This is a genomic window from Nocardiopsis sp. TNDT3 (genome assembly GCF_003427465.1).
Classification (GTDB): Bacteria; Actinomycetota; Actinomycetes; order Streptosporangiales; family Streptosporangiaceae; genus Nocardiopsis; species Nocardiopsis dassonvillei.
Window position 1 is genome coordinate 1 of sequence record NZ_QPFC01000655.1, and the last position, 5,476, is coordinate 5,476.

7 protein-coding genes are annotated in these 5,476 nt (G+C 66.4%); 4 read left to right on the forward strand and 3 right to left on the reverse strand.

Features of this window, described 5'->3' with window-relative positions:
* Window positions 1–223: hypothetical protein (locus DQW06_RS29590; RefSeq protein ID WP_232833051.1), on the forward strand; the 223-nt coding region annotated here is incomplete at its 5' end.
* A gap of 161 nt (window positions 224–384) precedes the next feature.
* Here the strand turns inward: DQW06_RS29590 and DQW06_RS16520 are convergent.
* Window positions 385–852 carry a hypothetical protein gene (locus DQW06_RS16520; protein WP_117198860.1) on the reverse strand — a complete coding sequence of 156 codons (468 nt, stop codon included), beginning with the start codon at window positions 850–852 and terminating at the stop codon, window positions 385–387.
* A 193-nt stretch (window positions 853–1,045) separates the two neighbouring features.
* Here DQW06_RS16520 and DQW06_RS16525 point away from each other — a divergent pair, with 193 nt between their 5' ends.
* Window positions 1,046–1,234, forward strand: coding sequence for a hypothetical protein (locus DQW06_RS16525; protein WP_184293619.1), 189 nt, complete (start codon window positions 1,046–1,048; stop codon window positions 1,232–1,234).
* A 7-nt stretch (window positions 1,235–1,241) separates the two neighbouring features.
* Here DQW06_RS16525 and DQW06_RS16530 read toward each other — a convergent pair whose 3' ends face one another.
* Complete coding sequence (locus tag DQW06_RS16530) at window positions 1,242–2,315, reverse strand: tyrosine-type recombinase/integrase (protein ID WP_117198862.1); 1,074 nt, start codon at window positions 2,313–2,315, stop codon at window positions 1,242–1,244.
* 305 nt (window positions 2,316–2,620) lie between these two features.
* Window positions 2,621–2,818 carry a hypothetical protein gene (locus DQW06_RS16535; protein WP_117198863.1) on the reverse strand — a complete coding sequence of 66 codons (198 nt, stop codon included), beginning with the start codon at window positions 2,816–2,818 and terminating at the stop codon, window positions 2,621–2,623.
* Between the two features lie 623 nt (window positions 2,819–3,441).
* Between DQW06_RS16535 and DQW06_RS16540 the strand changes: the two genes are divergently transcribed.
* Complete coding sequence (locus tag DQW06_RS16540) at window positions 3,442–4,035, forward strand: hypothetical protein (RefSeq protein ID WP_117198864.1); 594 nt, start codon at window positions 3,442–3,444, stop codon at window positions 4,033–4,035.
* Between the two features lie 294 nt (window positions 4,036–4,329).
* Window positions 4,330–5,289, forward strand: a complete 960-nt coding sequence (locus tag DQW06_RS16545) for a hypothetical protein (protein ID WP_157983461.1) — start codon at window positions 4,330–4,332, stop codon at window positions 5,287–5,289.
* The last annotated feature ends 187 nt before the right edge of the window (window positions 5,290–5,476 follow it).

Here is a 5,476-nt window from a genome sequence, read left to right on the forward strand (position 1 = left end):
ACGCGACCTGTACCACCAGTTGGAAGATGACCACTGTGTAGCGAGGGAGTGGGGCAACCTCGGTCTGGCACTGATGAACGGTGGGCGGCGGGTTGAGGCGACGGATGCGATACAGCGGGCGGTGGACCTGTTAGAAGCGACCGGGGACGAACACCGGGCAGCCCTCGCCCGGGATCTACTCGCGTTGATCCAACAAGAGCCAGACACCGACACCCCGGGCTGACCGGACACGTTCCGGGACCAGGGTTTGGCACACCAAGCTTGGGCTGGCAGCCTCAAGACAACACCTGGTACCGCACGCACTCTCACGGAGCAGACAGGACGTCATTCCGTAACGGTGTCGAGGGTTGTTTCTGTCCCCCGATAAGTGAACCGAATCGTGGGTCAGAAGGGACCGTTCGCCCAGGGGTCCTCACCCTTGAAGGTGGGAAGGGGAGGGGTGTAGTCCTCCATGGTGCCGTGTTGGTAGTCCGTGACGCCGCGGGCGTCGGCCCAGAACCGGCGGAACACCATACGCGCGGGTTCCGGCTCAGGATCGGGACCGTAGCCGTTCATGTCATCGGTGTGCACGACCAACCGGTCCGGATCGAAGCCGGCCATCGTCGACAGGCCCAGGAAGACCGCTTCAGCGTTCTGCCAGTCGTGGGGAACAGTTTTGCCGGTGAGCATTTTGCGCACTGTCTCCTTGCTCGCAGCCCCTTCTTGTGGAGGCGCGGCCCCGGCGGCCTGGCTCACCGCCTCCATAGTCGGCATCCCGGCATCGACCCACAGGCGAAAGAGCGTCTCCATGAACCTGCGCTGCGGCCCCGGGGGCAGCTCCTCTTGCGAGGGCATCCGGATCGATCTCGCCATGCCGGGACTCCTTTGAGCAATCTTCAGCAACCTTGAACAGCTTGTGGCAATCTTAAGCTCTTCAGGACTGGATCGCCTGCGTCTATGGCTTTCCCGTGCTCTCGCTGGGGCCGCAAGGTGTGGTCGGAGCATCCGGTTTTCGCTGGTCCCAGGCTGGATCGTGACCGGAGGTCCCGGCATGGAGGGAGCGGAGATGATTGAGGTGCGCGCGGCGCTGATTCTGGTGGCCAGTACGGGGTGCGCGGCCCTGGCAGGCGCGTTGCGGTTGGCGGCGGGAGCCTCTTGGCCCGACGCGCTGCTGGCGGCCGGGGCCGCGTTCGGCGCGGCGCTGGGCGTGCTGGTGCTGGTCGTCAAGCACGACCGCTCCCCGGGAGGGTCCTGACCGGGCCTCACAGTCCCAGGTGGCGCAGGGGGTTGTCACTCCAGGCGTCGGCGGGGCGGATGTAGGTGTCGATGGCGGTGGAGCGCTCGGCCCAGCGGCCTTGGCGGGCGATCCAGGCGCGGGGCACGCGGGCGGCCGCGGCGGCGGTGGCGGGTCCGGCGCGCAGCGAGTGGGCGGTGATCCCGTCCAGGCCGACCTGCTCGGCGAGTTGCTTGACGATGAGGTTGATGCCGGCCCCGGACATGCGCCCGGCGCCGCGTCCGGAGGCGGTGGGGGTGCCGGCGAGGTGGCCGTGGCGGTCCACCGAGCGCAGCAGCGGGCCCGTGGTGACGCCGTTCGCGGCCAGGGCCTGAAGGTAGGCGGCCGTGGTGCGCACGGGACAGGTGGTCAGGTGGGTGCCGTAGGGGATGGCGACGGTGGCGCCGGCGGCGTCCTTGTCGGTCTTGGAAGTGGCGACGAACACCTCCAGCCCCTCGGCCACGATCCGCACGTCCCCCACGTCCAGGGCGGCGAGCTCGGAGCGGCGCGCCATCATCGCGTACCCGAGCAGCAGCAGGGTGCGGTTCCGCAGGCCCCGCAGGTCCTGGTCGGCGGCCTCGAGCATCGACCGGAGCTGGTCGACACTCAGGGCGGGGGCTTGGCGGCGGCGGCCGCCGGCCTGGGCCCACTGGCGGGTGTAGGAGCGCAGTGCCATCCGGGCGGCCTTGGTGGTCAGCGCCTGGCCCTGGGCGTGGTGGCGTGAGGCGATGGCGCCCAGGGCGCGGTCGATGGTGGCCGGGGCGGCCCCGGCGCTGGCGAGGTGGTCGACGTAGCTGGCCAGGGTCTCGGCGGTGGCGGGCAGCGCCGTGCGATCCGCGCTCGTGCACCAGGCGGTGAAGGTGGCCCAGTCGCGGGCGTAGCCGGTGCGGGTGGAAGGGGCCCAGCCGTCGGCGACGCGGGCCGCCGCGGAGGGGGTGAGTTCGGCGTCGGCCGGGCGAAACACCGCCCCCGGCTCCGGGGGCGGCGGCACGGGGACCGGAACGGTGGTGGGCGGGCCCTGGCCGTCGTCGAAGAGCACCACCGGCTCAGGTTCGTCCGTCACGCCCGCCTCGTTCCCGTGTGCCTGGTGTCCGTTTCTGGGTTTCGACAAGTGAGCTTATCGAAACCCAGAACCCGAGGAGCTGAAGCAGCGGGCCTTGCACGGGGGCGACTTCAGAGACGCTCGCGCTCCTGGCGCCGAGGCCCTAGGAAGATCCGGGCACCTCGATGTTGTTCCAGCAGCAGACATCGGGTACAAAGAAAAGACGAGGTGGAAGTCCTTGTGGACCCCCACCCCACTAGCTAGCTACTCGCTTCAGCTTGTCACGGCGCATGCGAGCCAGCTGCATTCGGAAGGCCTGGGCCTCATCAGAGGTCCAGGCCTCCGCTGTCCAGGAAGGCCTTCACGGCTTCCTGCAGGTGCTCCCACACGTGGTCGTACCACTTGCGGAGAAGCCACGTGGCGAAGCTGTTGATCCCAAACCGGACGAGTCCAGGCAGGGCATTCCAGCGGCGCTTGAAGCGCTCCCACGGACCCTTCGGGTCTTCGTTTCTTGCGATGTTCATATGCCTTGCTCTCTCTGGCGCATTTGATGGCGCCGCTCGGAGCCCGCCCCCAAGGGGGCGGGCGTTTGTTTCTCTGAAGTGACATGGCTTTCTCCCATCCGGTCGTCGGTCCATGTCGCCGATCGCCTGCTCTTCAGGCGAGCGGGGGCACCCACAGGACATAGGCCCCATGAACGCAGAAAAGGTGCGTGGGAAGTCTGTCGACTTCCGCACACACCTATTAGTATAACACAGTCCTCCGGAATTCTCTACGTTCAACCGTAATCGCAGATCAGGGGCATGTCAAGCTAATTTGAGCCTTCTTGTGTGTGATAGAGACCACACTTCAGGCTGCGTTCGAGTCAGTGCGCGAAAACCCCACGCAACGGTGCGTTGCACGGGGGTTCATGATCGGGCCGTGGCTTCGACGGGGTCTGAACGCACTGATAAGAGCAGTTACCGGAGCCCAGAACCAGGCGATACCGGGACGAACAACACCAGATCACTAGACCACTCCGCGCGGCCGGATTGGTCTACCTCCTGGCCTGCGAAAACGCTCGGGCATTGCCGCTTTCCGACGTACTTGGTTCGCCCCCGTGTTGGGCCCTTCGAAACTGTCCCCTGTCCCAGGGAAGCTGGAGGGCATGGAGCCAGAAAACCTTTCCGCTCTCTCGGGCCTCGCGGCGGCGATCGCAGCGATCGCCGCCGCAGGCATCGCCTTGATCGCGCTCTTGTACACCGCGCGGGCGGCGAACGCCGCCAAAGAGCAGACCACGATCCAACGCGAGATGCGCAAGGATGCGGCCCAGCCCTACATCTGGGCGGATGTACGCGCCGATGAACACCAGGGAACACTTCTCAGTCTGATGCTCGGAAACTCGGGTCCGACCTTCGCTCACAACATCCGCGTCACCTTCGAGCCGAGCCTGCCGGGCGAGAGCAGCTTCGATGGTGTCAGGGCGCAGGAGCGGCTCCGGAACGGCATCGCATCGCTTGGGCCTGGGCATCGGCTGGTGTGGCCGTTGGGACGGGGCTTTGAGCTCCTCAACGAGGACGTTCCGCAGATCCACACAGTCACGATCGACGCTGAGGGCCCTTTTGGCCCGATGCCCACGATGGTCTACGAGCTGAACCTGGCCGATCTGCGCGAAACCGACGACGATCCTGCAGGCAGCCTGCATCTCGTCCGCCAGGCCATCCAGGATGTGGCCAAGGTTCTGAAGAGTAGGAAGCAGTAGTCCCCATGGGTTCCAGGATTACCTCGGCCGCACTCCCAGGATGAGCATGCCCAGCTCACCGGACAGGGCGACGAAGACCCGTCCGCACCGCGAACGTCGTACCGAACATCTACCGTTGCCGAGGAAGACCGCGGATTCCTTTCGCGCGGCTCGGAGGTAACGGAGGTTGCCTTGGCCAGAGGGTTCGAACCAAACCGGCGCGGGATCGAGCAGATACGCCGCGAGATCGGCAAAGAGCTGAACAGGGCGGGCCCGCTCCCGGTGGACCTCACAACGAACAGCGCAGGGACTGGGATGGCAGGCGAGCTCGATCCGAACGGACGCCTATATCTGACCTCACACCGGGTGCTGCTCTACGCCGACGAAGCTGGCCACAACGGTCGCTTCGAAGCCGCCGTGCAGGCTGCACACGTGGACGGGCTGGAACTGGAGGCGGCGGCCCTAACCTCCCTGGTGCATCGAACCCTCGGGCTACTCACGGATCAGGGGTTGATCGCCTCGCACAAAGCCATGGGTGGGGTGTACACCCGGTTCTCTATCACCGGTGCCGGTGCTGTGCGAGCCGAGGAGATCCGCGAACGCCAGGCCCGGGCGAGTTTCCGGAGCCGGGTGCTGCGCACCGGCGTATTGCGGTGGCTGCACGACAACGACGGCGTCTCCTCCTTGAAGGAGGTCGCGATCACCCACCGCCACGTCGAGGGTGACCCGGCCACTGACGAAGAACTGGCTCTAGTGACTTCTGATCTGCGGGAGCACGGCTTCCTCGGCCCTGACACTGGACAGGGTCGACTGGTGCTCACCGACCGCGGCCGGCACTGTGCGGATCATCATGGAGGCGATGTGAGCAGTTACGAAGCGGCCCAGGCCTCGGCTGGGCAGACCTACAACGTTCACTTCAACGGCACCACCCAGGGTGTCCAGGTGGTGCAGGGCAACCACAACACCGTGCACCAGGACAACCAGTCCCAGGTTGCCGGAGAAGTTCGAGGGTTTTTGGACTCCTTGACCACGGCACGGCCAGCCCTGGCTGAACTGGACGCCGACCGCGGCGCCGAGCTGGATACGGCGATCGCCGAATTGCATCAAGAGGTGGAGGCGCCCGCACCTGCTCCCTCGCGGATGGGCGCCCTGCTGCGCAAGATCGGTGAGGTGCTGGCCAACACCACCACTCAGGTAGTTACCGGTTCACTCACTCCGCTGGTCTTGGCAGGACTCAACGACCTGCTCGCCAAGTTCCCTGAGCTGACCAGCTGACACCGGCCTGGAGGCCCTATGGGGTGGCCTCAGGTGAAGTGTGGGAGCCGGCTTGAAGCCCAACGTGACCCGAGTGCACATCGGTGCGGAGTCCAAGGGTCGGCACACTTCTCCATGAGCCACCCCGGCGGGCCACCGTCGTCGGTCGCGGCCAGGAGCACGCCCCCGTCCGGCACGCCATGGGGCC